Origin of the sequence: Streptomyces sp. NPDC050485 (assembly GCF_044458185.1) — a bacterium.
GTDB lineage: Bacteria > Actinomycetota > Actinomycetes > Streptomycetales > Streptomycetaceae > Streptomyces.
Window position 1 is genome coordinate 102,766 of record NZ_JBITHR010000020.1, and the last position, 23,818, is coordinate 126,583.

Below are 23,818 nucleotides of genomic sequence, written 5' to 3' on the forward strand. Positions count from 1 at the left end.
GTCCCCGAACGCGAAGCAGCACGCTACGGCCTCGGCGCCCCATAAGTCCATGGCTTGTACAACCTGCAACAACCCGCTGACACAGCGCGGTGTGACAGAAAACGCACGCTCGGCGCTGAAGGGAGTACGGGGTCGCCACAACGACCCCGACGGAAGACGGCCGGGGCCTCTCCTGTGGGGGGTGGCGGCCCCGGTCGTACTCCGTACTCCTCACCTCAGCCCAGCCGGTCCGCCAGGGACTTGAACTCCTCCCAGCCCATGGCCGGGGTCCGCGGGTCCCACAGCTTCTGGGCCAGGGCGCGCAGCGGCAGCCGGATGCCGCGCGCCACCTGCTCCTCGGTCTGCGCGGCCGCGTCGTCCGACCAGAGGGCGAACCGGCCGCCGAGGATCTGCCCCGCGTACTTGGCGTCGACGGGCTTGGTGCCGCGCAGCACCAGCGGCGTCCACTCCTCGTAGATCCGCTTCCCCGTCGGGTACTTGTAGCCGCCCGGCTCGCCGAGCACGTAGTACAGGTACTCGTCGTTGAGGTTGACCAGTCGCCGGCCCTCGGCGAGGTAGCCCTCGGGCGCGCGGGCCCCGGGCTCCTTGCCGGTCCAGTACTCGACCTCGCGCCCCTGGTCGGCACCGACCTGGCCGCCGGGGAAGAAGCCGTCGTTCCACGCCTTGAAGGTGCGGCCGCTCGTCACCGAACGGAGCACCGCGGCACGGTCGTTGAGCCAACCCGTCGTCAGGTCCGCGATGTCCGCCTTCGGCCCGTACTTGGCGCGGGCGGCGTCCGCGAGACCCGGATAGGTGGTTTCCGGGGTGGCCGGGGCCTTCACCGTCAGCGCCTGGTACTCGTCGCCGCCCAGCTGCCAGTACGCCCCGGGGAACAGATCGGCGTACTCGCGCAGCAGGTCGTCCACGATCCGCGCGGACTCGGGGTTGGCGATGTCGATCGCGCCCTTGACCGGCTTGCCGTCCTTGTCGCGCAGTTGGAGTTCGGGGTGGGCGGCGATCACCGCGCCGAGGTGGCCCGGCGAGTCGAGCTCGGGGACCACCGTGATGTGCAGCTTGTTGGCGAGCGCCACGATCCGCTGGACGTCGCGCTTGCTGAGGTGGTCGCGCGAGACCACCTCGGGGTGGCTGGCGGACTCGATGCGGAAGCCCTGGTCGTCGGAGAAGTGCAGTTCCAGCTGGTTGAGCTTCAGGTCGGCCAGCTGCCGCAGCTGGTCCTCGATCCAGGCCGCGCTGTACTGCTTGCGCGCGATGTCGAGGCTGAGCCCGCGCTGCGGCCGGTCCGGGTGGTCCTCGACCACGCCCTCCGGCATCACCGCGCCGCCCTTGAGCGCCTGCTTGAGCGTGCGGGTGCCGTAGAAGACACCGGCCTCGTCGGGCCCGGTGATCTTCACCCGGCGGTCCCGGGTGGTCAGGGTGTACGACTCGGGCGCGGCCTTCTCGCCGACGGGCAGCGGGGTCAGCGCCAGCTCGATGTCGCCCGCGCGCGGCGCGCCGCCCAGCGAGTAGTCCGCGCCGAGCTCCTGCGCGAGCAGCTGCCCCTCGTCGCTGAGGCCGTCGCTGCCGACGTCCACGATCACCCGCGTCGAGTCGACCGGGCGGAAGCCGGGACCGCGGGCGGGCCGGTGTTCGCGGACGGAGGGGATGGTGCGGGGCGGCGAGGAGATCGGGTAGATCGGGGACGGGGAGGGCAGACCTGAGGAGGCGCGCTTGTTGTCGCCCGGGCCGCCGTGCCCGCCGTGGGTGTCGTCGTCCGGCCAGACCGCGATGATCAGCGCGAGCAGCGCGAGGCCCACGAGCGCCACCTTGAGCACCAGCGCGCGCCGGCCGCGGGGCCGGTGCAGCCAGGCGGGGCGGGGCCGCGGCGCCCGCGGCTGGGAGGCGCGCGCCTCGGACGACGGCAAGGACGACCGCTCCGGGTCACCGGCTCCCGGCATCCGGGCCCGTGACATCCTGAAACGCGACATCACTCAGAAACCTCCCGTCCAACAACATAGGGGCGAACCGGGGCATCCAAGGCGTGCAGACCATCTCGGATATCCCGGATCCCGCGCAGGCAACTGGGGCGAAGGTACGCCGAACTACCCAGGAGCTCGTCCACCACGCACGGCCCGGCACTCACGTCCGGGTGAAATTCGCGCATCCGTCGCACGGCTCCAGCTCCACGTAGATAGCGTGGCGGCACTCCCGCCTCCCTTTCCACTCAAGTCTCCGTGCTCAGTGCCCCGTCCCGTCCCGCACTGCCCGTCCCGCGTCGCCTCCGAGGAGCCCACGCTGTCCAGCGATTCCCCCGCCGGCCCCAGCAAGCGACCGCCGACACTCCATCACACTCCACGTGCCCAGGGGCGGGCGACCATACCGAATCAACTGCGGGGCACATCCGTTCCGACGGCGTCGCCGCAGGCCGGCGGCCTGGACGGGTTCAACTCCGCCTCCCCGGACGCTGCCAAGGCGGCCCTGCTCGGCTGCTGCGCCAGCCGCCGCTGGGCGCTGCGGATCGCCGCCCACCGCCCCTACCCGGATCTGGACGCGCTGCTCGCCGCGGCCGACGAGGCCAGCTACGACCTGAGCGCCGCCGACCTCGACGAGGCGCTGGCCGAGGAGTCCTCACCCGGACTGCACCACAGCGCACCGCAGTCCGCGCACACCGCGCTCCGGGCAGCCCACGCCGCGTACGAGAGCCGGTTCCGGCACGCCTTCGTGATCTGCCTCGACGGGGTCAGCCCGGCCGAGCACCAGGACGAGGTGCTGGCCGGGATCCGGGTGCGGATGACCAACGAGCACGACGAGGAGCGGTCGATCGCCGCCGACGAACTGCGCCGACTCGCCCGCGCCCGACTCGCCCATCTCGTACGCAAACATCCCGAATCCGGCACACCCACCGCCGCACACCGCGTTCTCTAGCCCGTACGTGGCTGTTTGATTGCCTGTTTGATCACACCTATGGACCCCGCGCGAGGGAACCGACATCTCGTCGCTACGATGACCGGGGCCGGTGGACCGTACCCGGCCGGGTCAGACCGACAGAGCAGTTTCTTCTATGGACTAGAAGATTGGCGGCCGGCCCTCAACACCGCTCCCGGAGGGTTCTTCCGTGCCGGCTGGAACGCTGTACCGCGGCCGGGAAGGAATGTGGTCCTGGGTGGCTCATCGAGTCACCGGCGTCCTCATCTTCTTCTTCCTGTTCGTACACGTCCTCGACACCGCTCTCGTGCGTGTCTCCCCCGAGGCGTACGACAAAGTCGTGGCGACCTACAAGACGCCGATCGTCGCGTGCCTGGAGTACGGCCTCGTCGCCGCCATCCTGTTCCACGCGCTCAACGGCCTGCGCATCATCGCGGTCGACTTCTGGGCCAAGGGCCCCCGCTACCAGAAGCAGATGCTCTGGAGCGTCGTGGGCGTCTGGGTCGTGCTGATGGTGGGCGCGCTCTACCCGGTGCTCGGCCACGCCGTCCGTGAACTGTTCGGGAGCTGAGGACTGAGATGTCTGCCGAAACCTCTTCCGCTGCCGCGATCGGCGAAGTCGAGGGCGTGAGCCTGTACGACACCGATCACCCGGCCCCGCTCATCGAGGCCCCGCGCCAGCGCACCAAGAAGACCCCGAAGTCGACCCGCACCAACTTCGAGCTGTACGGCTGGCTGTTCATGCGGCTGTCCGGCATCGTGCTCGTCGTCCTGGTCCTCGGCCACCTGCTGATCCAGCTCGTGCTCGACGGCGGTGTCTCCAAGATCGGCTTCGCCTTCGTGGCGGGCCGCTGGGCGTCCCCGTTCTGGCAGATCTGGGACCTGGCCATGCTGTGGCTGGCCATGCTGCACGGCGCCAACGGCCTGCGCACCGTCATCAACGACTACGCGCAGCGGGACAACACCCGCTTCTGGCTGAAGATGCTGCTCTACACCGCCACGGTGTTCACCGTCCTGCTGGGCACGCTGGTGATCTTCACCTTCGACCCGAACATCCGCTAGGCCACGGGCTGAGGGACTGAGGAATTCTCTGATGAAGATCCACAAGTACGACACCGTCATCGTCGGCGCCGGCGGCGCCGGTATGCGCGCCGCCATCGAGGCGACGAAGCGCAGCCGCACCGCCGTGCTGACGAAGCTCTACCCGACCCGCTCCCACACCGGCGCCGCGCAGGGCGGCATGGCCGCGGCCCTCGCCAACGTGGAAGAGGACAACTGGGAGTGGCACACCTTCGACACGATCAAGGGCGGTGACTACCTGGTCGACCAGGACGCCGCCGAGATCCTGGCGAAGGAGGCCATCGACGCCGTTCTCGACCTGGAGAAGATGGGCCTGCCGTTCAACCGGACGCCCGCCGGCGAGATCGACCAGCGCCGCTTCGGCGGCCACTCCCGCAACCACGGCGAGGCCCCGGTCCGCCGGGCCTGCTACGCCGCGGACCGCACCGGCCACATGATCCTCCAGACGCTGTACCAGAACTGCGTCAAGGAGGGCGTGGAGTTCTTCAACGAGTTCTACGTGCTCGACCAGCTCCTGGTCGAGGAGGACGGCGTCAAGAAGTCCGCGGGTGTCGTCGCCTACGAGCTGGCGACCGGCGAGATCCACGTCTTCCAGTCGAAGTCCGTGATCTACGCGTCCGGCGGCACCGGCAAGTTCTTCAAGGTGACCTCCAACGCCCACACCCTGACCGGTGACGGCCAGGCCGCGTGCTACCGCCGCGGACTGCCCCTGGAGGACATGGAGTTCTTCCAGTTCCACCCGACGGGCATCTGGCGCATGGGCATCCTCCTTACGGAGGGCGCCCGCGGTGAGGGCGGCATCCTCCGCAACAAGGACGGCGAGCGCTTCATGGAGAAGTACGCGCCGGTCATGAAGGACCTCGCGTCCCGTGACGTCGTCTCGCGCTCCATCTACACGGAGATCCGCGAGGGCCGCGGCTGCGGTCCCGAGGGCGACCACGTCTACCTGGACCTGACGCACCTTCCCCCGGAGCAGCTCGACGCCAAGCTCCCGGACATCACCGAGTTCGCCCGTACGTACCTCGGCATCGAGCCGTACACGGACCCGATCCCGATCCAGCCCACCGCGCACTACGCCATGGGCGGCATCCCGACGAACGTCGAGGGTGAGGTCCTGCGCGACAACACCACCGTCGTCCCGGGTCTGTACGCGGCCGGCGAGGTCGCCTGCGTGTCGGTGCACGGCGCCAACCGGCTTGGCACCAACTCCCTCCTGGACATCAACGTGTTCGGCAAGCGGGCCGGTATCGCCGCCGCGGAGTACTCGCACACCGCGGACTACGTGGAGCTCCCGGAGGACCCGGCGTCGCTGGTCGAGGCGCAGGTCAAGAACCTGCTGTCGGCGACCGGCACGGAGCGGGTCGCGGTCATCCGCAAGGAGCTGCAGGAGACCATGGACGCCAACGTCATGGTGTTCCGCACCGAGCAGACGATCAAGATGGCGGTCGACAAGATCGCCGAGCTGCGCGAGCGCTACAAGAACGTGTCCGTCCAGGACAAGGGCAAGCGGTTCAACACCGACCTCCTGGAGGCCATCGAGCTGGGCAACCTGCTCGACCTGGCCGAGGTCATGGCCGTGTCCGCCCTGGCGCGCAAGGAGTCCCGCGGCGGTCACTACCGCGAGGACTACCCGAACCGCGACGACGTCAACTTCATGCGCCACACCATGGCGTACCGCGAGGTCGCGGACGGCGGCAAGGACTCGATCCGCCTCGACTACAAGCCCGTCGTCCAGACCCGCTACCAGCCGATGGAGCGTAAGTACTGATGGCAACCCCGACGATGGACAAGCTCCAGGCGCTGGAGGCGGACAACGGTTCGCACCTCATCACGGTCACGTTCCGGATCCGCCGCTTCAACCCGGAGATCTCGGACGAGGCGCAGTGGGAGGACTTCCAGCTGGAGATCGACCCGAAGGAGCGTGTGCTCGACGGTCTCCACAAGATCAAGTGGGAGCTGGACGGTTCGCTGACCTTCCGTCGCTCCTGCGCCCACGGCATCTGCGGTTCCGACGCCATGCGCATCAACGGCAAGAACCGCCTCGCCTGCAAGACGCTGATCAAGGACATCAACCCGGCCAAGCCCATCACCATCGAGGCCATCAAGGGCCTCACGGTCCAGAAGGACCTGGTCGTGGACATGGAGCCGTTCTTCCAGGCGTACCGCGACGTGATGCCCTTCCTCATCACGAAGGGCAACGAGCCGACGCGCGAGCGTCTGCAGTCCGCGGAGGACCGCGAGCGCTTCGACGACACGACGAAGTGCATCCTGTGCGCGGCCTGCACCTCCTCCTGCCCGGTCTTCTGGAACGACGGCCAGTACTTCGGCCCGGCCGCGATCGTGAACGCGCACCGCTTCATCTTCGACAGCCGTGACGAGGCGGGCGAGCAGCGCCTGGAGATCCTCAACGACAAGGACGGCGTGTGGCGTTGCCGCACGACGTTCAACTGCACGGACGCGTGCCCCCGAGGCATCGAGGTCACGAAGGCCATCCAGGAAGTGAAGCGCGCCCTGATCACGCGCCGCTTCTGACCTTCCCGGTACGAGCCCGAAAAGGGCCCCGCCCCCTGGGAGTCGCTCCGGGGGGCGGGGCCCTTTGCCGTCACCGTCAGGTGAGTTGGATGGTGCGGATCCCGGTGCCGGTGTAGCGCTCCGAGCGGCGGGTCAGCACCGCGCACCCCTTGGGCCAGTCCACCGAGGGCATGGCGACGTACAGCGCGTGGGCCGCGCCCCATTCGCCGTCACCCGTGCCGCGGACGCGCTTGCCCACGGCGGCGGCGGCCGCGAAATCGAGCTCGCGGATCTCGACCGATTCGAGCGAGCCGAGGTGTTCGGCGACGCCGGGCCGTTCCGTCTCAGCGACGGCCAGGCAGAGCGCCGGGACGTACACGTGGAGCAGCGCGCTCTTCTCGGCGGCGACGACGAGCCGCGAGGCGGTCGCGTTCCCGGCCCCGAGGGCAAGCGCGGCGGTCTCGTCGAAGACGACACCGCGCGACAGCACGAACCTCACTGGACCTCACCGAGCCGGTCCGCTTCGAGGTCGGCCCACATCTGCTCGCCGGCCTTCTCGTCCTCCTCGGTGAACGGCCGCCCGAGGAAATGCTTCTCGACGTACGCCTTGGTCTTCTCGTACCGGGCCTGCAGTTCCTCCTCGGTGGGCGTGGCCCCGGCCAGCTCGCCGACGAAGTCACGCATGGTCATCCCGCGTTCCCGGGCCAGCACCATCAGCCGGTCGCGGACAGCGGGGTCAACCTTGATCGTCGTGTCAGCCATGCGGTCAGTATACCGAAGGTATACCGTTTCTGGGCGTTCCAGGGTGATGCTCACAGCGGTTCCTTTCTCAGGGGGATCCGGCCCGGGATCGGGCCGGAAGTCTTCAGCCGACGCAGGCGGCTCGGTCGCCGGAGGCCCCGTTCGCGCCACTCCTACCGGTGAATTCCGGCGCGGCTTCCAGGAGTTGATCGTCGGGCGCGGGGAGCCGGTCGTACGCGTTGTCGAAGAGCTCGTATTCGGTGGAGAAGAGCCCGGTCTCGGGATCCTTCACCACCAGCCGCCGCAGATACCGGCGTTCCTCCAGCTCGCGCAGGGCTTCGGCGATCCGCGTACGCCCTTCCTTGCGGAGCGGCGCGAGCGAACGGATCGAGGCGTGGGCCCCGGGAGGAAGGCTGAGGAGGTACATCAGCACGCCTGCCGCGCACCAGGAGATCTCGTGATCCCGGATGAGGGCGTTGGCGAAACTGGAGAACGAGCGCGTCGGCGCTGTACGGTGAATGCGCATCGGAGGTTGAAGCTCCTGGTGTCAGGCCCCCGGGTGTTGGCGCACCGCGGGGGCTATCCATGTCTCACGTTGTGGTGTCGGCGACTTTACAACCACGCTCCGTAAGCAACGCAAGCCGCAACTACCGTGCGGCATATGCCAGTTGAGCCCCTCGAACACACGGCCCGACCTGCGCCGACAGCGCATCCCGCCACCCGGCGATCGCCCCCAACAGTTCACCCTCCAGGGTGAATTGGGGTAACCAATCGTCATGCCGAGCTGTTCGGATCAGACGTCCAACCCCGCGTCCCCGCCCGCCTCCGCCGCCAGCATGATCCGCCGCAGCATGTCGTTGAACACGGTGCGCTCGTCGGCGTTCAGGACGCCGAGCAGGCGGTACTCCTCGTGGCCCAGGACGTCCATCGCGCCGAGCCACACCTGGCGGCCCTCGTCGGTCAGTTGGACGTCGACGCGGCGCCGGTCGGCCTTCGACGGGGTGCGGCGGAGCAGGCCGCGGCGCTCCAGGCCGTCGAGGCGGCCGGTCACCGAGGCCGGGGCCAGGTCGAGGTCGGCAGCGAGCTGGGAGGGGCTCGCGGCGCCGCCCCGGCCCGCGAGTTTGTGCAGCGTCTCGAACTCGGGGCGGTCGAGCGCGAAGTCGACCAGGGACTGCTCGCGCACCCGGCGCAGGTGCACCGACAGCTTCTTCATCCGGGTGACCGCGCCCTCGATCTCGGGATCGAGGCCGGGCAGCACCGGCAGCCAGCGCTCCACATGCCCGTCGGTCCAGTCCCGCCGCGTCTCCATGTGCCGATCGTACGTATGCCGCACCTCCGGCATCCCCTCAAGCACCCCTCGGCACCCCCTCGATGGCGAACATTTCGCTCACCCATATTTCGTTGACTAATATTTCGGAGCCAAAGTATGTTCCGCTCATGCCGCACCCCCTGCGCTCGCGCTCCTTCCGGCTGCTCTTCGTCGGCCGCTCCCTCTCCCTCGTCGGCGACGCCGTCGTCCCCGTCGCCCTGGTGCTCGCCGTCTACGCCGCCACCGGCTCGGCCGGCGCGCTCGCGCTCGTACTCGGCTGCGCGATGGTGCCCAAACTGCTCCTGCTGCCGCTCGGCGGAGTGGCGGGCGACCGCTTCCGGGCCCGCACGGTCGCGCTCACCACCGATCTCATACGGTGCGCGGCCCAGCTCTTCGTCGGGTACGAACTCCTCGGCGGTACACCGAAGTTGTGGCAGATCGCGCTCGCCGAGGCGATCGGCGGCGCCGCGTCCGCCTTCGCCATGCCGACCGCCGCACCCCTGATCACCGGCACGGTCGGCCCGGACGGGCGACAGCGCGCCAACTCCCTGATGGCCGTGGCCAACAGCGCCGCCCGGCTCGGCGGGCCGCTGCTCGCCGCCCTGCTCGTGGAGACCGCGGGCGCGGGCTGGGCGTTCGTCCTGGACGGCTGCAGTTTCGCGGTCAGCGCCGCACTGCTCACCCTGATCCGGGTCGAGCACGTCCCGATCCCGCGCCGTTCGCTCGCCGCCGACCTCAAGGAGGGCTGGAGCGAGGTCCGTTCACGGGACTGGTACTGGACCAGCCTGATCGCCCACTCCGCCTGGAACGGCGCCGCCGCCGTCCTCATGACACTCGGCCCGGCCATCGCCTTCCGGCACTTCAGCGGCACCGTCTTCTGGAGCACCTTCATCGAGGCCGGGGCGATCGGCCTGTTCCTCGGCTCGCTGCTCGCCTCCCGCGCCCGCCCCCGGCGCCCGGTCCTGACCGCCAACCTGGGCCTGGCCACCTACGCCCTGCCGCTCACCCTCCTCGCACTCGCCGCACCCGCGCCGCTCACCGTCGCGGCGTACGCCGTCGCCCAGGCGGGCCTCGGCTTCCTCTCACCGGTCTGGCAGACCTCGGTCCAGTCCGCGATCCCCGCCCACACGCTGGCCCGCGTCACCTCGTACGACTGGCTGCTCTCGCTCGCCTCGATGCCGCTCGGCTACGCCCTCGCGCCGCTCGCCGCGGATGCCTGGGGGCCCGAAGTCCCGCTGCTCACCGCCGCGCTGGTGGTCGGCGGGGCCTGTCTGGCGACGGCGGCGGTGCCCGGCGTGCGCCACTTCGGTCAGCACCCGCACGGCCGGGTGTACGAAGGGCCGGAACCCAGCGGCCGCGGCTGCTCCGTGGCCGATTAGGCTCTTGCCGTGCCAGCAGAGAACGCGCATGAAGAGACGGCCCCCGATGCGCACGGGCAGGCCGGGGCCGATGCGTCCGGGCCCCGCGTCGCCAAGGGCGAGCAGACCCGCACCCTGATCCTTCAGACCGCGATGCGGCTGTTCCAGGAGCGGGGCTACGACAAGACCACGATGCGGGCCATCGCCCAGGAGGCCGGGGTCTCGGTCGGCAACGCGTACTACTACTTCGCCGGCAAGGAACACCTCATCCAGGGGTTCTACGACCGGATCGCGGCCGAGCACCACGCGGCGGTACGGGAGGTCCTGGACACCGAGACCGACCTGGAGGCCCGGCTCGCCGGGGTGCTGCGGGTGTGGCTGGACATCGCCTCGCCGTACCACGAGTTCGCGGCGCAGTTCTTCAAGAACGCGGCGGATCCCGACAGTCCGCTCAGTCCGTTCTCCACGGAGTCGCAGCATGCGCGCCAGGCGGCGATCTCTGTGCACCGGGAGGTCCTTGCGGGTACGAGGACGAAGGTTCCGGCCGAACTCGTGGACGTGCTGCCGGAGTTGATGTGGCTGTCGCAGATGGGGCTCGTCCTGTACTGGGTGTTCGACCGGTCGCCGGAGCGGGAGCGGAGCTATCGCCTCGCGGCGCGGGGGGCGAAGCTGACCGCGCGAGGGGTGGCGCTGGCCCGGTTCCGGGTGCTGCGGCCGCTCGTCCACGAGGTGCACGAACTCTTCACGGACTTCCTGCCTGGCATGTCGCAGGCGGCGGCCTCCCGCACAAGGAGTTAGCCGAGCAGCATCTTCGGAGCCCTCACAGCCCCAGCGCCACCCGCACGTCCCCCGCCACCCCCACGATGTCCCCCCGCGGCTCCGCCCCGTACGCCGGATGCGTGCGCACCCACTGGTCCTCCAGCGCGTACCAGTCGACCGGGACCGGCGGGCGGCCCGAGGTCAGGGAGGTCGACAGGGTGTCGAAGTAGGTGCGCCAGCGCAGGGTGTAGAGGCCGCCCACCAGACCGGACCACTCCCGGTTCGCATAGTCCCGCAGCCCCCCGCCGTCCGCGCCCGCCCGCGCCCCCCACACCGTGAGCAGCGACACCGCGTCGTAGGCGAGCCGGTCCTTCTCCGCCTCCGTCGCACCCCACGAGCGCGCGTCCGCGATCCAGCGGCCGAGCAGATGCCCCCGGTCCGTGGCGACCGCCCGCTCCAGCAGGGCGAGGCAGCGGAACCACTCCTCGGTCAGTTGAGAGAACAGGGCCTTGTCTCCGGACTCGTACGCGGCTCCGATGCGCGGGAGCAGGACCCGTGAGTGGTTGGAGAGGCTCTGGCGGGTGACGTCCAGCAGGTCGTAGCGGTACGCCGATGAGGAGCGCAGGGCCGGGGCCGCGGCCAGCAGGGACGGCAGCGCCTTCGCGAACTCGCCTCCGTCGTACCGGAGTTGGTGCGGGGACCAGGACCCCGCCGAGGTCGCCTTCAGGTCGGGGCGGGCGCCGAACAGGCCGTCCGCGCCCTCGCTCCAGGAGTCCGCCCGTGTGGTGCCGTAGGCGGTCCGGCGCAGGATGTCCCAGGCGTCGGCGGCGTGCCGGTCGGCGGATCCGTACCGGTAGCGCGGCCACTCCTGGAACCAGCACTCCAGGTCGACCGGGCCGTCCGTCCAGGGCAGGTCGGAGAAGAGGGCGAACGCGGCCGGGTTGTTGTCCGCGCCCTCCGGCATGAGCGCGATGCCGTCCAGGGCGCTGCCCGGCTTGGTGCGCCAACTCTCGTACAGACAAGCCCAGTCGGGGGTGTTCGCGCCCATCGCCGTATGGCCGCCGAAGTTCCAGATGGAACCGAAGGCGTACGGCGCGCCCTGCCAGGACTCCTCGCGGTCGGTGACGGACGGGAAGCGGTCGGAGAGGCCGTCCACGATGAACAGCTTCGTCTTGTCGACCGCTTCGATGATTTCGCGGTGCGGGTTGGACTGCCAGCCCAGGATGTTCCAGATCGCGCCGGGGTGCGCGGTGCGCAGCGCCGTCTCCACCGCCCGCGCCGCCGCCCCGACCGGCACGTCGCCGGGGGTGCCGCCCTCGTGCAGCAGGTCCATCTTGTACATGGAGGTGGCGCCGAGCAGGTCGGCCTGTACGCGGTAGAAGGTCTCGGCGATCCGGGCGAAGTGGTCCGTGCGCGGGTCGAGCCAGTCGGGCCGGGGGAAGCCCGCCCAGTCGCCCTGCGGCACGACGTGGGCGCCGGGATTGCCGGCGGCGAAGCCGGGCGGGACCGTACCGAAGTAGCCCGGCAGCACCGGCGTCATGCCGAGTTCGCGCAGCCGGGCGACGATGCGCCGGGCCAACTCGGCGCGGTCGACGAGGAGTTGACCGGACACCGGGCCGCCGAAGCCCGCCATGTTCTGGAGCAGCCACCACGGCTGGTGCGAGGGGCCCGGGAGCCAGGCCCGCAACTCCTCGTCCGCGTACCCGTGTTGGAGAAAGGTGCGGTGGTAGACGGAGTCCGCGCCGAGGTAGACGAGGACCTCGTTGTAGCCGTGCAGGGCGAGGACGTCGAGCTCGCGCTCCCAGTACGCCCAGTCGCGGTAGGCGCCGGTGTAGCCGTCATTGGTGTCGTTGAAGACGAAGCGGTGGGTGACGCCAGCGGTCCGCTCGATGGGCTCGGGCACCGCGGGAAGCCGGTCCGGCAGCCGGGTCTGCTCACCCGCCCAGGAGATGTGGGCGTGCGCCACATGTCTCAAGTACCAGTGGAATGCGGTGAGTTGGACGGCGGGAGTGCTGCCCTCCACGAGGATCCGGCCGGCTCCGCCCGAGACGCGGAAGCGGTCCCGGCCGGCCGCGCGCGCCGCCGTGCGGAAGGTGACCTGTTCGCGGTGGCGGGGCAGCAGCCGGGCCAGCGCCCGCGCGGCGGGGCCCCGGGCGGCCACGGACCCGGCGTCGGCGGCGTACCCGGCCTCGGTGCCCGCCCCCAGGGCGAGGGCCGATCCGGCGAGTGAGCTCAGGAGCGTACGACGGGAAAGGCGCATCCCCCGACGGAAGCAGTGTGCCCGAGCGCGGTCAATGGAGCAGAACCGGTGACTCCTTGGACAAAAGCCCTTTGGGCGAACCTCGGAGGCCCGGACCCGTGCGCCCCGCCCGCATGCTGAGCCCCGCCCGATTCCGGACCTGCCCGCCCGCATGCTCAGCCCCGCAACCCGTTCTCCGCTCGCCCGCTCAGATCCAGCCCAGTTCCCACAGCCGCCACACGCCCGTGCCGTCCGACAGGTACTGCGAGCCGCTGATGTCCTTGCTGCCGAGTACGTAGTTCTTGCCCTGCCACAGCGGGATCAGCGGAACGTCCTGGGCGACCTTGTCCTGGAGCGCCTTGAAGTCGTCGGCGGCGCGGCCCCGGTCGGTGTACTCCTGGGTCCGCTGGATGATGCCGTCGCTCTCCTTGTCGGAGTAGTTGTTGTGCAGGCTGTTGCCGGTGCCGACGAGCGGCTGGCCGAAGTTGTCCGGGTCGGGGAAGTCGGCGAGCCAGCCCGCGGTGTAGGCGTCGTACTTGCCCTGGGCGAAGTTGTCCTGCATCTTCGGCCAGTCGGCCTCGGCGATCAGGTCGACCTGGAAGAGGCCGTCCCGCTCCAACTGCTGCTTGATCTGCTCGGCCTCCGCGCCGTTCGCGCCCAGCTTGCGGTAGGCCAGGTTGAAGCGGACCGGCAGTTGCTCGCCCGCCGCCCTCAGGAGCGCCTTCGCCTTCGCCGGGTCGGGCTTCGGGTAGGCGTCGAAGAAGGCGGTGCTGTGCCCGGTGAAACCCTGCGGGATCAGCGAGTAGAGGGGCTCGACGGTGCCGCTGTAGACGGCGTTGGCGAGCGCCGGGCGGTCGATGAGGGCGGCGGCGGCCTCGCGGACCTTGGTCTGGGCGACCGGACTCGCCGACTTCGCGTTGAAGTTGAGCTCGCGGATGTCGTAGCCGGGCGAGGTGGCGATCCGCAGGTTCGGGTCGCCGGGCGAGAGCTTGGCGAGCACCGAGGGCGGCATCTCGCGGTGGGTGACGTCGACCTGCTTGGCCTGCCAGGCGGCGTTCAGCTGGTCGGACTCGGCGAAGTAGCGGACGGTGACCGGCAGCCCCTTCTTGGCCACCGCGCCCCGGTAGCCGGGGTTGGGCTCCAGGCTCGCGCGGACCGGCCGGCCCGTGGCGTCCTTGTCGTACTCCTTGAGCAGGTACGGGCCGGAGCCCACCACCGAGTCGCCCTTGCGCAGCGCGGTCGCCGGGTACTGGCTGCTGTCGACGATCGAGCCCGCGCCGGTGGCCAGCTTCGAGGGGAAGGTGGCGTCCTTGCTCTTCAGGTTGAAGGTGACGGCGTCACCCTCGGCGCTCACCGAGCCGAGCATGGCGAACAGCGGCGCGGGACCCACCCTGGACCTGATCGTCAGCACCCGGTCGAAGGAGAACTTCACGTCCTCGGCGGTCATCCTGCGCCCGCTGGAGAAGCTGATGTCGTCCCGCAGCACGCACCGGTACGTCTGGAGCTTTAGGCCGACGAACGCGCAGCTCTTCGCGGCGTCCGGGACCGGGGTCGAGCTGCCCTGCCGGAAGGTGAGCAGCGACTGGTAGACGTTGTTGTAGACCGCCCAGGAACCGGCGTCGTAGGCGCCCGCCGGGTCGAGCGAGGTGATCACGTCGGTGGTGCCGACGACGATCGGCGCCTTCTTCGCCTGGTCGGAGGGCAGCAGTTGCCAGCCGCCGACACCGGCGACCACCACTGCCGCACCAATAGCCAGAATCCGCATACGGATCGACCGCATCGCCGTGTTCTCCTCGGAACGCCCCACCCCTGGTCGACGCGCGGAGACGGCACGCTGCGTCTGTGACGGCGCTCACCCAACCACACGACCTTCACACAGTGGAAGGGTCGGCGTTCCACTCACAGCCACTCGTTAGCCGAGCGTGACGGAATCCTCGGCGACGGAACCCTCGGCGGCGGACTGCTCGCGCTTGAGCTGGCGCAGCGAACGGAACCCGATGACTCCCACGCCCGTCCCCAGAAGAAACGAGGTGACGGCGAGCAGCAGATGGATCCAGAAGTAGCCGGTCGGGTGCCCGGCCGCGTCGAAGGCGAGCCCGCTCCCGTCCTTCCACAGGTTCTTCACGAAAGTGGTCCAGATGACCCAGCTCCACGCGCCGAAGGCGAGCAGGAACCAGGAGAGAGGGCGGCTGAGTTTCATGCGCCCAGTATCCGTCCCGGCCGGCCCGCACCTCCGGCTGGGTGGGAGCGTCCGGCGGGTCATCCGTCCGATGATCGGATCGGTGTGCACAGCCTGTACGTTCTCGAACGTGTCTGCCGTAAAGAAGAGCGCATCGCATCAGTACGCGCCGAAGAGGCCCGCCGGGCTCGCCCTGTCCGTCGCCGTGGCCGCCGCCCTGCTGCCCGCCCTGGCCGCGTCCCCGGCCGCCGCGCTGCCCCAGGACGAGAAGCCGGCCGCGTCGAGCACGCCCGGCGCGCCGGGCAAGCCACGCAACGACCCGCCCCCGGCGGAGATGTCGAAGGTGGGCGGCGACCAGCTCGGCCAGCCGGGCACCCAGGTGCGCCTCGGCGCGGGCGCGCCCGTCCTGCCCAAGGATGTGACGGGCCGGTCCTGGATCGTCGCGGACGCCAAGAGCGGCCAGGTGCTCGCCGCGCACAACGCGCACTGGCGGCTGCCGCCCGCCTCCACCCTGAAGATGCTCTTCGCGGACACCGTGCTGCCCAAGTTCCCCAAGGACGAGCAGCACACCGTCACCCCGGCCGAGCTCGCCGGGCTCGGCCCCGGCAGCAGTCTGGTGGGGGTCAAGCCGAACCTGCCGTACTCGGTGCACGACCTGTGGCTCGGGGTGTTCCTGCGCTCCGGCAACGACGCCGTGCGCGTGCTGTCCTCGATGAACGGCGGGTTGCCCAAAACCGTCAAGGACATGCAGGACCACGCGGACGAACTCCAGGCCCTGGACACCCACGTGATCTCGCCGGACGGCTACGACGCGCCGGGCCAGGTGTCCAGCGCGTACGACCTGACCCTGTTCGCCCGCTCGGGGCTCCAGAAGCAGGACTTCCGCGAGTACTGCGCTACGGCGACCGCGAAGTTCCCGGGCGCCGAGGGCAAGGACAAGAAGCGCGAGACCGTCGACATCCAGAACACCAACCGGCTGCTCACCGGCGACTTCGGGCTCAGCCCGTACAAGGGCATCGCGGGCGTCAAGAACGGCAACACCACCAACGCGGGCGCCACCTTCACCGGGGTCGCCCAGCGGGGCGACCAGGTGCTGCTCGTCACCGTCATGAACCCCCAGCCGACCGAGAGCCAGGCCGTCTACAAGGAGGCGGCCCGGCTGCTCGACTGGGGGTTCGCGGCCTCCGGGAAGGTGACCCCGGTCGGTGAGCTGGTCCCGCCGAAGTCGGTGCTGACCGGGGACGGCGACGGTTCGGCCACGGCTGCCCAGGGCGGCACGAAGAGCCGTACCGGCCAGACCGCCGCCGCCAAGGGCGAGAGCGGCGGCGTGGGCATCGCGCTCGCCGTCACCGGCGGCGCGCTGGTGCTCGTCGCGGGCGCGGTCTTCCTGATCAATCGTCGCTGGCCGCTGCGGAAGAGTTGAGTTCCGAGTCGACGTCCTTGGCCGGGGTGGCCGTCCAGGCCGCGCAGAACAGGAGAAGCTTCGCCGTGAAGTTGATCCAGAGCAGCAGCGCGACGGGCACCCCGAAGGCCCCGTACATGTTCTTGGCGGCCACGCCCTTCATGTAGCCGCCGAGCAGCAGTTTGAGGAGTTCGAAGCCGACCGCGCCGATCAGCCCGGCCACCACCAGGCGGCGGCGCGGCGGGTTCACCCCGGGCAGCAGGGTCAGTACGTACAGCAGGAGCAGGAAGTCGGCGAGGACGGCGACCGCGATGGCCGCGATCCGCAGCAGCACCCCGCCCGCGCCGCCCTGGTCGATGCCGAGCCGGTCGGCGGTCCAGCCGACGGCGGTGGAGCCGATGGACGAGGCCGCCCAGGAGGCGAGGCCCGCGCCGCCGAGCCCGATGAGGACGCCCGCGTCCTTGAGCTTGCGCAGGAACGGGTTCTCGCCCTCGTCGGCCTCCGCCATGTCCCACACCACGCGCAGACAGCCGCGCATCTGCCCGATCCAGCCGATGCCGGTGAGCAGCAGCAGGGCGCCCGCGACGCCGCCCACGGTGCCGGCGTTGTTGATCAGCGCTTGGAGGTCGAGCTGGTCGGAGATGCCGGGGACCTGTTCGGCGATGGTGTGCTGGAGCTTGCTCACCTGCCCGGCGGAGAGCAGCGCGGCCGCGACGGCGGCGCCGACGGTGAGCAGCGGGAAGAGCGCCAGGAAGCTGATGAAGGTGATGGCGGCGGCCAGCCGGGACCAGTGGACCCGGTCGAGCCGCTCGTACGAACGCCAGGCGTGGGTCCGCATGAGGCGGGCGATCCAGGGCCCGACGACGGGGAGTCTGCTCAGCCAGTCCATGAACTACGGCTACCCTCTCTCGCCTTGGCTGTGTCCTCCGCGGGCCGGCCCGGGCCTTCGGCCCCCCGGCCGAAGACCAGCGTTCTCGTCCCCCAGAATCGCAGGCAGGTGGCGAGGGCCATGCCGAGGACCGCGCCGGAGAGGGTGTCGGCGCGCGGGGATGTGAGGCCGAGGCCGTAGTGCGAGACCGCGATGCAGAGCAACTGCACTAGGGCGCCCGCGATGTTCACGGCGAGGAACACGGCGTACTCGCGGCGGTGGACCCGCCGCCCGCGATAGGTGCCGAACGCGTTGCCGAAGTAGGCGACCGTGCAACCGGCCATGAACGAGAGGCACTTGGCGGCGATCGGGCCCCAGCCGTGCCCGGACCGCAGCCACACGAAGAGCCCGAGGTCGGCGGCGTAGGCGCAGAGTCCGGCCAGCGCGAAGCCGATCACCTCGGACTTGGCGATGCTCACAGGCCGGCCACCGCGAGCGCGTACATCGCGACCCACACCAGGCCGATCACGGCGAGCGCGCGGTCGCGCAGGACGACGTCCTCGGGCGCGCCCGCGCTGCCCCGGTCGGCGAAGACGGCGTACCGCAGGATCGCCCCGATGAAGGGGACCATCGACAACTGCCGCCAGGGCAGCAGCGATCCGCCTGTGACGCCGCCGCTCTCCAGCGCCCACATGCAGTAGGCGAGCACCGCGACGCCCGCGGCGAGCTGCCAGACGAAGCGCAGATAGCCGGTGGTGTACGCGTCGAGGAGCGAGCGGGTCGCGGCGCCGTGGCCTTCCATCTGGACGGCCTCGGAGTAGCGCTTGGCGGAGACCATGAAGAGCGCGCCGAATCCGGCGGTGATCAGGAACCAGCGGGACAGCGGGATGCCGAGCGCGACCCCGCCGGTCATGGCCCGCATCAGGAACCCGGCGGTGACGACGACCAGATCCACCACCAGGACGTGCTTCAGCTTGACGCAGTAGGCGAGTTGCATGACGACGTACCCGGTGAGGAGCACGGCCGTCATGGCGTTGCAGGTCAGCGCGGCGGCGAGCGGGGCGAGCACCGCCAGGACGCCGCCGGTCGCGTAGGCGGCGGCCACCGGCACCCGCCCGGCGGCGACCGGGCGGCGGCACTTGTCGGGGTGGGCGCGGTCGGCCTCGGCGTCGCGGGCGTCGTTGATGAGGTAGACGGCGGCTGCGGCGGCCGTGAACAGGCCGAATACCAGGGCGAGTTGGCCGATCACGTGCGGGCTGGTGAGCCGGCCGGCGGCGGCGGGCGCGGCCACCACGAGTACGTTCTTGATCCACTGGCGGGGCCGGGCGGTGCGTACCAGACCGCCGGGCAGCGCGAGCAGGCGCCGGCCCGGTGGGACCGGCCCGGGGTCGCCGAGGACTACCGCGCCGGGCTCGGTCATCCGCGCCCCCCTTCGAGCGGTTTGCGCATCCAGGCGGCGCCGGCCCGCGCGGTGACACCGCCGAGCAGCGCGCCCGCCGCGATGTCGCTGGGGTAGTGGACTCCGGCGACCAGGCGGGCCACGCACACCGCGGCGGCCAGCGGCGGCACCAGGCGCGCGCCGGCCGGCCGCAGCGCCCCGTAGGCGACGGCCGCGGCGGCCGCCGAGGTCGCGTGCGAGCTGGGGAACGAGTGCCGCCCGGCGGTACGCACCAGGGGCTCGCCCGCCGGCAGCTGCGGCCGGGGTCTGCGCACCACCCGCTTCACGCCCATGCTGGCCAGGTGGGCGGCGGCGACCAGGGCGGTGCCGCGCAGCCAGGCCCCGCGCCGGTCCCGGTCGACGGCGGCCGCGGCGAGCCCGGCCGCGAGCCAGAGCGCGCCGTGCTCACCGGCCCGGGACAGCGCGCGGGCGGCGGCGGCCACCCGTGGGTCCGTGCCGCAGTCGCGCAGTGCGGCCAGGAGCCGTTGGTCGGCTTCGGCGCACGACGGCTTCTGCATCTGCCACCCCTCTTCCGTGACGTCGGCCCCGCCAACTGGCCGTAGGCCATGGGCGACTCTCCTGCGCCGAGGAAGCCAGATTCGGGACAAAAGGTACCGACACCCACCTAATCACCCATTTCGGTGAGCGATACGCCGGGGTGGGCGGCGGATACCGAGCGGTGGACACCGGGGCGAGTGATTGCGACAAAGAGGGCAAGTTAGGCGATACGGTCGCATTCATGTCTGCCGATACCGAGGCCACCGCCGCACCCGATCCCGCACCGCCCGGTCCCGTAACGCCCGTATCCGCACCACCCGTAGACGTACAGCTCGGATCCGCACCACCCGTATCCGCACAGCTCGGATCCGCCGCTCCGACGTCCGTGAGCGGCTGGGGGCGCACCGCCCCCAGCACCGCCCGGCTGCTGCGCCCCCGCAGCTACGAGGAGGCGGCGGCGGCCGTGCGGGCGTGCGGGGCGCGCGGCACCATCGCCCGCGGGCTCGGCCGGGCGTACGGCGACGCCGCGCAGAACGCGGGCGGCGCGGTCCTCGACATGACCGGCCTCGACCGCATCCGCACCATCGACGCCGAGGCGGGCGTGGTGGTCTGCGACGCGGGCGTGAGCCTGCACCGCCTGATGGAAGTGCTGCTGCCGCTCGGCTGGTTCGTGCCCGTGACGCCCGGCACCAGGTACGTCACCGTCGGCGGAGCCATCGGCGCCGACATCCACGGCAAGAACCACCACGTCTCGGGCTCCTTCGCCCGCCATGTGCGCGAACTGGAACTGCTCACGGCGGACGGCACGGTACGCACCGTCGCACCGGGCAGCGAGCTGTTCGACGCGACGGCGGGCGGCATGGGCCTGACGGGAGTGATCCTCCGGGCGACCGTCCAACTCCTGGCGGTCCAGACCTCGTTGATGTCGGTGGACACCGAACGGGCGGCGGATCTGGACGACTTGATGGCGCGGCTGACCGCCACCGACCACGGCTACCGGTACTCGGTGGCGTGGATCGACCTCCTCGCGCGGGGCGCCGGGACCGGGCGGGCGGTGCTGACCCGTGGTGAGCACGCGCCGCTGGACACCCTGCCGCCCCGCGCCCGCAGCACCCCGCTCGCCTTCCGCCCCGGCCGGCTCCCGGCCGCCCCCTCCTTCCTGCCGGAGGGACTGCTCGGCCGGGCCTCCGTATCGGCGTTCAACGAACTCTGGTACCGCAGGGCACCCAGGCGCCGGACCGGCGAACTCCAGCGGATCCCGGCGTTCTTCCACCCCCTGGACGGGGTGCCGCACTGGAACCGGATCTACGGCCGGGGCGGCTTCGTCCAGTACCAGTTCGTCGTCGGGTACGGGCAGGAGGACGCCCTGCGCGCGATCGTGCGGCGCATCTCCCGGCGCGGCTGCCCGTCCTTCCTGGCCGTACTGAAACGCTTCGGCGCGGGCGACCCCGGCTGGCTGTCCTTCCCGCTGCCGGGCTGGACCCTGGCCCTCGACATCCCCGCGAAGCTGCCCGGCCTCGGCGCGTTCCTCGACGAGCTCGACGAGGAAGTGGCGGACGCGGGCGGCCGCGTCTACCTGGCGAAGGACGCGCGGATGCGGGGTGAGCTGGTGGAGCGCATGTACCCGAAGCTGCGCCAATTCCGGGCGCTGCGTGCCGAGTTGGACCCGTCAGGGGTCTTCACCTCGGACATGAGCCGCCGCCTGGCCCTGTGAACTGCCCCTCGGCCCCCTGAACTCCCCCGCCCCCACTCCCGATTCCCGAGAAGGAGCCCCCTGATGAAGGACGCATTCGGCAGCCCGCAGTCCCTGCTCGTGCTCGGCGGCACGTCCGAGATCGGCCTCGCCACCGCCCGGCGCCTCGTGGCCCGCCGCACCCGTACGGTGTGGCTCGCGGGCCGCCCCTCCCCCGCCCTGGACGCGGCGGCGGCCGGGCTGCGCGAACTGGGCGCGGACGTCCACACGCTGGGCTTCGACGCGCTCGACTCCGCCTCCCACGAGGGCGCGCTCGGCCGGGTGTTCGCCCAGGGCGACATCGACATGGTGCTGCTGGCGTTCGGGGTACTGGGCGACCAGTCCCGCGACGAGGGCGAGCCGCTGGCGGCGGTACGGGTCGCGCAGACCAACTACACCGGTGCGGTCTCCGCGGGCCTCATCTGCGCGAAGGCCCTCCAGGCGCAGGGCCACGGCTCGCTGGTCGTGCTGTCATCGGTGGCCGGCGAGCGGGCCCGCCGCGCCAACTTCATCTACGGGTCGAGCAAGGCGGGACTCGACGCGTTCGCACAGGGCCTGGGGGACGCGCTGCACGGGACAGGGGTGCACGTGATGGTCGTACGCCCCGGATTCGTCCGTACGAAGATGACGGCGGGCCTGGCGGAGGCACCGCTCGCCACCACCCCCGAGGCGGTGGCCCAGGCCATCGAATCGGGGCTGCGCAGGCGGGCGGAGGTGGTGTGGGTGCCGGGGGCGCTGCGGGTGGTGATGTCAGCGCTGAGGCATGCGCCGCGGGGGGTGTTCCGCCGCCTGCCGGTGTGAAGAGGCCCTAGCGCAGGGAGGGCTGGTCCCGGCAGGTTCCCTGGGGTGGGACTCCCGCTGCTCCCCGGCCGAAGGCGTACTCGTGGAGCTTGCGCCACACCCCGTCGCCGCCCTGCTCGTAGAGGGCGAACCCGGCGCACGTCCACTGGGCCGAGAACCCCGCGAGGGACTCGTACGCCACGTCCATCGCCTCCTCGGAGATGCTGTGCGCCACGGTCACATGGGGGTGGTACGGGAACTGGAGCTCGCGCACCAGCGGCCCCGCCTCGTCCCGCACCCGCCGCTGCAGCCGCGCGCAATCGCCCGCGCCCTCGACGACGTTGACGAAGACGACCGGGGACAGCGGCCGGAAGGTCCCCGTCCCGGCGAGCCGCATCGGGAACGCGCGCCCCTCCGCCGCCACCGCCGCGAGGTGCGCCTCGATCTCCGGCAGGCACTCCGCCTCGACCTCGTGCGGCGGCAGCAGGGTGACATGCGTGGGGATGCCGTGCGCGGCGGGGTCCCCGAAGCCCGCGCGCCGCTCCTGGAGCAGGCTGCCGTACGGCTCCGGGACCGCGATCGAAACGCCGAGCGTTACGGTCCCCACGTCGTTCTCCTCAGTCATGTCCGGATACGTCGGTTCCGGACGTCAGTGTGCAGTGTGACGGCCGCACCGCCGTCTGGCCAGTGCCCCGGTCAGGGCACCGGCCGGACGGCGGGTTCAGTGCTTGGCGGGCAGGAAGCCGACCTTGTCGTACGCCGCGGCGAGCGTCTCGGCGGCGACCGCGCGGGCCTTCTCGGCACCCTTGGCGAGCAGCGAGTCCAGCGTCTCGGGGTCGTCCAGGTACTCCTGCGTACGGGTCCGGAACGGCGTGACGAACTCCACCATCACCTCGGCGAGGTCGGTCTTGAGCGCGCCGTACATCTTGCCCTCGTACTCGGCCTCAAGCTGGGCGATGGTCTTGCCGGTGAGGGTGGAGTAGATGGTGAGCAGGTTCGAGACACCGGGCTTGTTCTCGGCGTCGTACCTGATCACCGTGTCGGTGTCGGTGACCGCGCTCTTGACCTTCTTGGCCGTCGTCTTCGGCTCGTCGAGGAGGTTGATGAGGCCCTTCGGCGTCGACGCCGACTTGCTCATCTTGATCGACGGGTCCTGGAGGTCGTAGATCTTCGCCGTCTCCTTGAGGATGTACGGCGCCGGGATCGTGAACGTCTCGCCGAACCGGCCGTTGAAGCGCTCGGCGAGGTCGCGGGTCAGCTCGACGTGCTGGCGCTGGTCCTCGCCGACCGGGACCTGGTCGGCCTGGTACAGCAGGATGTCGGCGACCTGGAGGACCGGGTACGTGAAGAGGCCGACGGTCGCGTTGCCCGCGCCCTGCTTGGCGGACTTGTCCTTGAACTGGGTCATCCGGCTGGCCTCGCCGAAGCCGGTGAGGCAGTTCATGACCCAGCCGAGCTGGGCGTGCTCGGGGACGTGGCTCTGGACGAACAGCGTGCAGCGCTCGGGGTCGAGACCGGCAGCGAGCAGCTGGGCGGCGGCGAGGCGGGTGTTGGCGCGCAGCTCGGCCGGGTCCTGCGGAACGGTGATCGCGTGGAGGTCCACGACCATGTAGAACGCGTCGTGGGACTCCTGCAGCGCGACCCACTGGCGGACCGCGCCGAGGTAGTTGCCGAGGTGGAACGAGCCTGCGGTGGGCTGGATTCCGGAGAGCACGCGGGGACGAGTCGAGGCCATGCTCAGCATTCTCTCAGGTGCGCCCGCCCACCCGGAAACCCGCGCCATTGTGACCGCGGCCACAGGGACTTCCCCCTGATTGTTCCTGGGGGCTACGCCCCCAGACCCCCGCTCCCGCGGGAACGGATTTCGGCTGCGGGCCGTGCGTGGCCGCTCGCGCAGTTCCCCGCGCCCCTGGCAGGGTGCATAGGAGCGAGGCCGAAGCCAAGCCCCGGGGGGGGGCAGGGGGCGAAGCCCCGGACCCCGGTCCGGGGCGGGGCCCCGAGAAAACCCCTTTCCTTCCCCACC

Annotated in this window: 24 protein-coding genes; 10 read left to right on the plus strand and 14 right to left on the minus strand. The window is 70.9% G+C overall.

Annotation, left to right across the window (positions count from 1 at the left end; genetic code table 11):
• Positions 1-215: 215 nt before the first annotated feature.
• Entirely contained in the window at positions 216-1,964 is a 1,749-nt protein-coding gene (locus ACIBK6_RS31985; RefSeq protein WP_399055117.1) for a glycoside hydrolase family 20 protein, read from the minus strand.
• Positions 1,965-2,271: 307 nt separating this feature from the next.
• On the opposite strand from ACIBK6_RS31985, the gene ACIBK6_RS31990 reads away from it, so the two are divergent.
• The 5 genes from ACIBK6_RS31990 (at position 2,272) to ACIBK6_RS32010 (ending at position 6,513) form a co-directional block, all read left to right on the plus strand.
• Entirely contained in the window at positions 2,272-2,901 is a 630-nt protein-coding gene (locus tag ACIBK6_RS31990; protein ID WP_399055198.1) for a 2-oxo-4-hydroxy-4-carboxy-5-ureidoimidazoline decarboxylase, read from the plus strand.
• A 190-nt stretch (positions 2,902-3,091) separates the two neighbouring features.
• Positions 3,092-3,472 carry a succinate dehydrogenase, cytochrome b556 subunit gene (sdhC, locus tag ACIBK6_RS31995; protein WP_399055119.1) on the plus strand — a complete coding sequence of 127 codons (381 nt, stop codon included), beginning with the start codon at positions 3,092-3,094 and terminating at the stop codon, positions 3,470-3,472.
• 8 nt (positions 3,473-3,480) lie between these two features.
• Positions 3,481-3,963, plus strand: a complete 483-nt coding sequence (locus tag ACIBK6_RS32000) for a succinate dehydrogenase hydrophobic membrane anchor subunit (RefSeq protein ID WP_399055121.1) — start codon at positions 3,481-3,483, stop codon at positions 3,961-3,963.
• Between the two features lie 31 nt (positions 3,964-3,994).
• Positions 3,995-5,749 (plus strand): succinate dehydrogenase flavoprotein subunit, encoded by a 1,755-nt coding sequence (gene sdhA / locus ACIBK6_RS32005; RefSeq protein ID WP_399055123.1) that lies wholly within the window; start codon positions 3,995-3,997, stop codon positions 5,747-5,749.
• Entirely contained in the window at positions 5,749-6,513 is a 765-nt protein-coding gene (locus ACIBK6_RS32010) for a succinate dehydrogenase iron-sulfur subunit (RefSeq protein WP_399055125.1), read from the plus strand. Before sdhA ends, ACIBK6_RS32010 begins: the two co-directional genes overlap by 1 nt.
• 76 nt (positions 6,514-6,589) lie before the next feature.
• Here the strand turns inward: ACIBK6_RS32010 and ACIBK6_RS32015 are convergent, their stop codons facing one another.
• From ACIBK6_RS32015 to ACIBK6_RS32030, 4 genes are all read right to left on the minus strand, one after another.
• Complete coding sequence (locus tag ACIBK6_RS32015; RefSeq protein WP_399055127.1) at positions 6,590-6,982, minus strand: hypothetical protein; 393 nt, start codon at positions 6,980-6,982, stop codon at positions 6,590-6,592.
• A gap of 5 nt (positions 6,983-6,987) precedes the next feature.
• Complete coding sequence (locus tag ACIBK6_RS32020) at positions 6,988-7,254, minus strand: hypothetical protein (RefSeq protein ID WP_399055128.1); 267 nt, start codon at positions 7,252-7,254, stop codon at positions 6,988-6,990.
• Between the two features lie 103 nt (positions 7,255-7,357).
• Positions 7,358-7,759 carry a hypothetical protein gene (locus ACIBK6_RS32025; RefSeq protein ID WP_399055130.1) on the minus strand — a complete coding sequence of 134 codons (402 nt, stop codon included), beginning with the start codon at positions 7,757-7,759 and terminating at the stop codon, positions 7,358-7,360.
• 267 nt (positions 7,760-8,026) lie between these two features.
• A complete protein-coding gene (locus ACIBK6_RS32030; RefSeq protein WP_399055132.1) occupies positions 8,027-8,542 on the minus strand; it encodes a MarR family winged helix-turn-helix transcriptional regulator in 516 nt (171 codons plus the stop codon).
• Between the two features lie 128 nt (positions 8,543-8,670).
• Between ACIBK6_RS32030 and ACIBK6_RS32035 the strand changes: the two genes are divergently transcribed.
• On the plus strand, positions 8,671-9,921 hold the full coding sequence (locus ACIBK6_RS32035; RefSeq protein WP_399055134.1) for an MFS transporter: 1,251 nt from the start codon (positions 8,671-8,673) through the stop codon (positions 9,919-9,921).
• Positions 9,922-10,035: 114 nt separating this feature from the next.
• The gene (locus ACIBK6_RS32040; RefSeq protein ID WP_399055200.1) at positions 10,036-10,698 is read left to right on the plus strand and encodes a TetR/AcrR family transcriptional regulator; all 663 of its coding nucleotides are present in this window, start codon (positions 10,036-10,038) and stop codon (positions 10,696-10,698) included.
• 22 nt (positions 10,699-10,720) lie between these two features.
• Here the strand turns inward: ACIBK6_RS32040 and ACIBK6_RS32045 are convergent, their stop codons facing one another.
• From ACIBK6_RS32045 to ACIBK6_RS32055, 3 genes are all read right to left on the minus strand, one after another.
• Positions 10,721-12,919 carry an alpha-N-acetylglucosaminidase gene (locus ACIBK6_RS32045; RefSeq protein ID WP_399055136.1) on the minus strand — a complete coding sequence of 733 codons (2,199 nt, stop codon included), beginning with the start codon at positions 12,917-12,919 and terminating at the stop codon, positions 10,721-10,723.
• 187 nt (positions 12,920-13,106) lie between these two features.
• The gene (locus ACIBK6_RS32050) at positions 13,107-14,678 is read right to left on the minus strand and encodes an ABC transporter substrate-binding protein (protein ID WP_399055138.1); all 1,572 of its coding nucleotides are present in this window, start codon (positions 14,676-14,678) and stop codon (positions 13,107-13,109) included.
• 132 nt (positions 14,679-14,810) lie between these two features.
• The gene (locus ACIBK6_RS32055; RefSeq protein WP_399055140.1) at positions 14,811-15,098 is read right to left on the minus strand and encodes an SCO4848 family membrane protein; all 288 of its coding nucleotides are present in this window, start codon (positions 15,096-15,098) and stop codon (positions 14,811-14,813) included.
• Positions 15,099-15,207: 109 nt separating this feature from the next.
• On the opposite strand from ACIBK6_RS32055, the gene ACIBK6_RS32060 reads away from it, so the two are divergent.
• Entirely contained in the window at positions 15,208-16,500 is a 1,293-nt protein-coding gene (locus ACIBK6_RS32060) for a D-alanyl-D-alanine carboxypeptidase family protein (protein ID WP_399055142.1), read from the plus strand.
• Here the strand turns inward: ACIBK6_RS32060 and ACIBK6_RS32065 are convergent.
• Genes ACIBK6_RS32065 through ACIBK6_RS32080 form a run of 4 tightly spaced genes read right to left on the minus strand, consistent with a single transcriptional unit; the run spans position 16,469 to position 19,303 of the window.
• Entirely contained in the window at positions 16,469-17,368 is a 900-nt protein-coding gene (locus tag ACIBK6_RS32065; protein ID WP_399055144.1) for a YihY/virulence factor BrkB family protein, read from the minus strand. The genes ACIBK6_RS32060 and ACIBK6_RS32065 overlap by 32 nt on opposite strands.
• A complete protein-coding gene (locus ACIBK6_RS32070) occupies positions 17,356-17,826 on the minus strand; it encodes a GtrA family protein (RefSeq protein WP_399055146.1) in 471 nt (156 codons plus the stop codon). The genes ACIBK6_RS32065 and ACIBK6_RS32070 overlap by 13 nt, the downstream gene beginning before the upstream one ends.
• Entirely contained in the window at positions 17,823-18,767 is a 945-nt protein-coding gene (locus ACIBK6_RS32075) for a decaprenyl-phosphate phosphoribosyltransferase (protein ID WP_399055148.1), read from the minus strand. The genes ACIBK6_RS32070 and ACIBK6_RS32075 overlap by 4 nt, the downstream gene beginning before the upstream one ends.
• Positions 18,764-19,303: a phosphatase PAP2 family protein gene (locus ACIBK6_RS32080; protein ID WP_399055150.1), complete on the minus strand. Its 540-nt coding sequence runs from the start codon at positions 19,301-19,303 to the stop codon at positions 18,764-18,766. The genes ACIBK6_RS32075 and ACIBK6_RS32080 overlap by 4 nt, the downstream gene beginning before the upstream one ends.
• Positions 19,304-19,524: 221 nt before the next feature.
• Between ACIBK6_RS32080 and ACIBK6_RS32085 the strand changes: the two genes are divergently transcribed.
• Together ACIBK6_RS32085 and ACIBK6_RS32090 are read left to right on the plus strand one after the other, a co-directional pair.
• Entirely contained in the window at positions 19,525-20,997 is a 1,473-nt protein-coding gene (locus ACIBK6_RS32085) for an FAD-binding protein (RefSeq protein ID WP_399055152.1), read from the plus strand.
• A 63-nt stretch (positions 20,998-21,060) separates the two neighbouring features.
• Complete coding sequence (locus ACIBK6_RS32090) at positions 21,061-21,816, plus strand: decaprenylphospho-beta-D-erythro-pentofuranosid-2-ulose 2-reductase (protein WP_399055155.1); 756 nt, start codon at positions 21,061-21,063, stop codon at positions 21,814-21,816.
• A gap of 7 nt (positions 21,817-21,823) precedes the next feature.
• Here the strand turns inward: ACIBK6_RS32090 and ACIBK6_RS32095 are convergent, their stop codons facing one another.
• Both ACIBK6_RS32095 and trpS read right to left on the minus strand, forming a co-directional pair.
• Positions 21,824-22,402, minus strand: a complete 579-nt coding sequence (locus ACIBK6_RS32095) for a 2'-5' RNA ligase family protein (protein WP_399055157.1) — start codon at positions 22,400-22,402, stop codon at positions 21,824-21,826.
• 114 nt (positions 22,403-22,516) lie between these two features.
• On the minus strand, positions 22,517-23,530 hold the full coding sequence (gene trpS, locus ACIBK6_RS32100) for a tryptophan--tRNA ligase (protein ID WP_399055159.1): 1,014 nt from the start codon (positions 23,528-23,530) through the stop codon (positions 22,517-22,519).
• Between the last annotated feature and the right edge of the window lie 288 nt (positions 23,531-23,818).

Bases quoted from the DNA above. Each gene is read 5' to 3' on its own strand.
- ACIBK6_RS31985 (WP_399055117.1), bottom strand. From the start codon at position 1,964: ATGTCGCGTTTCAGGATGTCACGGGCCCGGATGCCGGGAGCCGGTGAC.
- ACIBK6_RS32000 (WP_399055121.1), top strand. From the start codon at position 3,481: ATGTCTGCCGAAACCTCTTCCGCTGCCGCGATCGGCGAAGTCGAGGGC.
- sdhA (WP_399055123.1), top strand. From the start codon at position 3,995: ATGAAGATCCACAAGTACGACACCGTCATCGTCGGCGCCGGCGGCGCC.
- ACIBK6_RS32010 (WP_399055125.1), top strand. From the start codon at position 5,749: ATGGCAACCCCGACGATGGACAAGCTCCAGGCGCTGGAGGCGGACAAC.
- ACIBK6_RS32020 (WP_399055128.1), bottom strand. From the start codon at position 7,254: ATGGCTGACACGACGATCAAGGTTGACCCCGCTGTCCGCGACCGGCTG.
- ACIBK6_RS32025 (WP_399055130.1), bottom strand. From the start codon at position 7,759: ATGCGCATTCACCGTACAGCGCCGACGCGCTCGTTCTCCAGTTTCGCC.
- ACIBK6_RS32030 (WP_399055132.1), bottom strand. From the start codon at position 8,542: ATGGAGACGCGGCGGGACTGGACCGACGGGCATGTGGAGCGCTGGCTG.
- ACIBK6_RS32035 (WP_399055134.1), top strand. From the start codon at position 8,671: ATGCCGCACCCCCTGCGCTCGCGCTCCTTCCGGCTGCTCTTCGTCGGC.
- ACIBK6_RS32045 (WP_399055136.1), bottom strand. From the start codon at position 12,919: ATGCGCCTTTCCCGTCGTACGCTCCTGAGCTCACTCGCCGGATCGGCC.
- ACIBK6_RS32050 (WP_399055138.1), bottom strand. From the start codon at position 14,678: ATGCGGTCGATCCGTATGCGGATTCTGGCTATTGGTGCGGCAGTGGTG.
- ACIBK6_RS32055 (WP_399055140.1), bottom strand. From the start codon at position 15,098: ATGAAACTCAGCCGCCCTCTCTCCTGGTTCCTGCTCGCCTTCGGCGCG.
- ACIBK6_RS32065 (WP_399055144.1), bottom strand. From the start codon at position 17,368: ATGGACTGGCTGAGCAGACTCCCCGTCGTCGGGCCCTGGATCGCCCGC.
- ACIBK6_RS32075 (WP_399055148.1), bottom strand. From the start codon at position 18,767: ATGACCGAGCCCGGCGCGGTAGTCCTCGGCGACCCCGGGCCGGTCCCA.
- ACIBK6_RS32080 (WP_399055150.1), bottom strand. From the start codon at position 19,303: ATGCAGAAGCCGTCGTGCGCCGAAGCCGACCAACGGCTCCTGGCCGCA.
- ACIBK6_RS32085 (WP_399055152.1), top strand. From the start codon at position 19,525: ATGTCTGCCGATACCGAGGCCACCGCCGCACCCGATCCCGCACCGCCC.
- ACIBK6_RS32090 (WP_399055155.1), top strand. From the start codon at position 21,061: ATGAAGGACGCATTCGGCAGCCCGCAGTCCCTGCTCGTGCTCGGCGGC.
- trpS (WP_399055159.1), bottom strand. From the start codon at position 23,530: ATGGCCTCGACTCGTCCCCGCGTGCTCTCCGGAATCCAGCCCACCGCA.